Below are 3,724 nucleotides of genomic sequence, written 5' to 3'. Positions count from 1 at the left end.
CGCCGGTGAAATTCAAGACGCCCTGGGAATGGTCGATCGCGGCGATGCGCGCGCTGGGCATGACCAATGTCCAGCCGGGCGCGATCGCAGGCCTGCTGACGCAGCTTGGCCACCCGGTGTGGAAGCCCGGGCAGCCGGCCGGCTATGACGATATCGCCGCGAGCTGGGCGGGGCCCGATGCGGTGATGCGCCGGGTCGAGGCGGCGGAGCGGTTCGCCTCGCGCGCGGGCGGGGCGATCGATGCCCGCAGACTGGCGGCGACGCTGTTCCCCGGATCGGTGAGCGCCGCCACGACCGAGGCGCTGGCGCGCGCCGAAAGCCCCGGGCAGGCGCTCGCGCTGCTGCTCGTCGCACCCGAATCGATGCGGAGATAAGCCATGCTCGATCGTCGTCACGTCATCACTTCCGCCATGCTCGGCGGCCTCGCCAGCGCCTTTGCACCGCGCATGGCCTTTGCCCGCGCCGCCACCGCGATGCGGTTCGTCTTCATCATCCAGCGTGGCGCGGCCGACGGGCTGGGGACGATCGGTGCGATCGGCGACCCGGCCTTCGCGGGCGTCCGCGGCGATCTCGCCGCCGACGTCGCGTCGGGCACCAGGCTCGACGGCCTGTTCGCATTGCATCCCGCGCTTGCGACGACCGCGGGCCTCTATGCGCGCAAGGAGGCGGTGTTCGCGCATGCGATCGCGTCCCCCTATCGCGACCGATCGCATTTCGATGGTCAGAACGTCCTCGAGACGGGCGGCGCCACGGCCTATCAGGTCAAGGACGGGTGGCTCAATCGCCTGCTCGACCTGCTGCCCGCGGATTCGGCGCGCGGCATCGCGGTCGCGGCGACCGTGCCGATGGCGCTGCGCGGCCGTCGGGAGGTCGCCTCCTATGCGCCGTCCAACCTGCCCGACGCGTCCGACGATCTGCTTCAGCGCGTCGCGATGCTGTATCAGGGCGACGCGCAGCTTCATGGCCTGTGGAGCGAGGCGATAGCGACGCGGAGCCTGACCAGCGACCTCGCCGCGGCGAACGGCCAGAATGCGGCGGCGACGGGCACGCTCGCCGCACGGTTGATCGCGCCGACGAACGGCGCCCGCATCGCGATGATCGAGACCGGCGGTTGGGACACGCATGCCGGCCAGCGCGGGCGCCTCGCCGCGCAGCTCAAGGGCCTCGATGCGATGATCGGCGCGTTGCAGACGGGGCTCGGGCCGCTCTGGGCGGAGACGATGGTCCTTGTCGCGACCGAGTTCGGGCGGACCGTCGCGGTCAACGGGACCGGCGGCACCGATCATGGGACGGGCGCGTCGGCGATGGTGCTGGGCGGCGGGGTCGCGGGCGGGCGCGTGATCGCCGACTGGCCGGGGCTGGGGGCAGGGGCGCTTTACGAGGGGCGCGACCTCAGGCCGACGATGGCGCTCGACGCGTTCATCGGCGGTGCGGTCGCGGCGCATTTCGGCGTCGAGCCCGGCCGCGCGATGGCGACGCTGTTCCCGGCCAGCGCCCGGACCCTGGCGATCGAGGGGCTGGTCCGCACCTGACCGGGCCGGTGCGGGATGAATTGAGCCCGGCCCTGCTTTGGGCTAGAGCCCCCGCTTCCTTACGATACCGGAATTGGCATGACGCTCTATACCCGCTTCGCCGCGCATATCGATGCGGCGCTCGACACGCTGACCGAGGCGGGACTGTTGCCGGCCGGGCTCGACCGCAAGAACGTGACGGTCGAGCCGCCGCGCGATGCAAGCCACGGCGATCTTGCGACCAACGCGGCGATGGTGCTGGCCAAGCCCGCCAAGACCAACCCGCGCGTGCTGGCGGATGCGCTGGTCGTCGAACTCGGCAAGATCGAGTCCGTCGAAAGCGCGAGCGTGGCGGGACCGGGCTTCATCAACATGAAGCTGACCGACGATGCCTGGCGCGGCGAGCTGGCCGCGGTGCCGGTCGCAGGCGCCGATTACGGGCGCTCAACGCTGGGCGACGGGATCACCGTCAACATCGAATATGTGTCGGCGAACCCGACCGGACCGATGCACATGGGGCATTGCCGGGGCGCAGTGGTCGGCGACGCGCTGGCCAGCCTGCTCGAATTTGCCGGACACCGGGTGATCCGCGAATATTATGTCAACGATGCCGGCGGGCAGGTCGACGTGCTCGCGCGCTCGGTCCACCTGCGGTACCGCGAGGCGTTGGGCGAGACGGTGACGATCCCAGAGGGCCTGTATCCCGGCGATTACCTCGTGCCGATCGGGCAGGCGCTGGCGAGCGAATATGGCGACCGGTTCGTCGGTGCGCCCGAAAGCGAGTGGCTGGCGACGTTCCGGACGCGCGCGGTCGCGGCGATGATGGTGATGATCCGCGCCGATCTCGCGCTGCTCGGGATCGAGCATGAGGTGTTCTCCTCCGAGGCCGAACTGCAGGCGCTCGGCAAGCCCGAGGCGGCGGAGGCCGAGCTGCGGTCGCGCGATCTGGTCTATGACGGCGTGCTTGAGGCGCCCAAGGGCGAGATGGCGGACGACTGGGAGCCGGTCGAGCTGCCGCTGTTCCGCTCGACGCAGTTCGGCGACGACCAGGATCGGCCGATCAAGAAGTCGAACGGATCGTGGACCTATTTCGGTGCTGACCTTGCCTATCATTTCCAGAAGAGCCAGACCGCCGACCAGCTGATCGACATCTGGGGCGCGGATCACGGCGGCACGGTCAAGCGGATCGTCGCGGGCGTGGCCGCGCTGACCGGCGGCAAGACGCGGTTCGACGTCAAGCTGGTCCAGATGGTCCGGCTGCTGCGCAATGGCGAGCCGGTGAAGATGTCCAAGCGGTCGGGCAATTTCGTCACGCTCGCCGATGTCGTGAACGAGGTCGGCAAGGATGTCGTGCGCTTCACGATGCTGACGCGGCGGTCGGACGCGCAGATGGACTTCGACTTCGCCAAGGTGGTCGAGGCGTCGAAGGACAATCCGGTCTTCTACGTCCAATATGCGCATGCACGGATCGCCTCGCTGCACCGGCGCGCGGACGAGGCGGGGATCGCCGCAATCGAGGCGGACCTGTCCCGGCTTGATACGGACGAGCTCGCGCTGATGAAGCTCGCCAGCCAGTTTCCGCGAATCGTCGAAACCGCCGCTACGGCGCGCGAGCCGCATAGGATCGCGTTCTATCTCTACGACTTGGCCGCAGCGTTCCATGCGCTGTGGAATGTCGGCAACGATCGGCCCGAGCGGCGCTTCCTGGTGGTCGAGGATCCCGGCGCCACGGCGGCACGGCTTTTCTTGGCGGACGCAATCGGGCAGATCATCCGCAACGGCCTTGCCATCATGGGCGTCGAGGCGGTTTCGGAGTTGAATTGATGGCCGACGAGATGAACCTGCGCGAGGAAGATCGACTGCCCTGGCTGGAGACGATCGAGTCGGACGATCGTGACGGCCCGCCGATCGCGCGTGTCGTCGCGCTCGTCGTGCTGGGGCTGGGTCTGCTCGCGGCGATCATCTTCGGGGTCTACACGCTGCAGAACCGCGTGCCGTCGGGCGACGGCCAGCTGATCGCCGCGCCGGCGACCCCGTACAAGGTCAAGCCCGATGCGGTCGGCGGCCTCAAGGTCAATGGCGAGGGCGACAGCGCGATCGCGACCAGCGCGGGCAAGGGCGCCGGCAATGGTGCGATCGACCTGACGGGCTTGCCCTTGTTCGGGTTGTTGCGGGCCGAACGCTCAAGAACGCCTGCTGCGTCAAGGAAGCGG

General features: G+C 69.1%; 3 protein-coding genes and 1 pseudogene. All 4 read left to right on the top strand.

Going from position 1 to position 3,724, the window contains the following annotated elements; translation table 11 throughout:
• On the top strand, positions 1 to 374 hold a 374-nt coding region (locus sphsw_RS07515), incomplete at its 5' end, for a DUF1800 family protein (protein WP_152555424.1).
• A gap of 3 nt (positions 375 to 377) precedes the next feature.
• The gene (locus sphsw_RS07510; RefSeq protein WP_031440064.1) at positions 378 to 1,532 is read left to right on the top strand and encodes a DUF1501 domain-containing protein; all 1,155 of its coding nucleotides are present in this window, start codon (positions 378 to 380) and stop codon (positions 1,530 to 1,532) included.
• Positions 1,533 to 1,610: 78 nt separating this feature from the next.
• Positions 1,611 to 3,335 carry an arginine--tRNA ligase gene (argS, locus tag sphsw_RS07505; protein WP_031440063.1) on the top strand — a complete coding sequence of 575 codons (1,725 nt, stop codon included), beginning with the start codon at positions 1,611 to 1,613 and terminating at the stop codon, positions 3,333 to 3,335.
• Positions 3,335 to 3,724, top strand: a pseudogene (locus tag sphsw_RS07500) (SPOR domain-containing protein); the annotation flags it as partial. The gene argS and the pseudogene sphsw_RS07500, both read left to right, overlap by 1 nt.

Origin of the sequence: Sphingomonas sp. FUKUSWIS1, assembly GCF_000733135.1 — a bacterium.
Lineage (GTDB): Bacteria > Pseudomonadota > Alphaproteobacteria > Sphingomonadales > Sphingomonadaceae > Sphingomonas > Sphingomonas aerolata.
The sequence above is the reverse complement of the archived record's forward strand: the minus strand, read 5'-3'. Positions and strand labels throughout refer to the sequence as shown.

Bases quoted from the DNA above. Each gene is read 5' to 3' on its own strand.
- argS (WP_031440063.1), top strand. From the start codon at position 1,611: ATGACGCTCTATACCCGCTTCGCCGCGCATATCGATGCGGCGCTCGAC.
- sphsw_RS07510 (WP_031440064.1), top strand. From the start codon at position 378: ATGCTCGATCGTCGTCACGTCATCACTTCCGCCATGCTCGGCGGCCTC.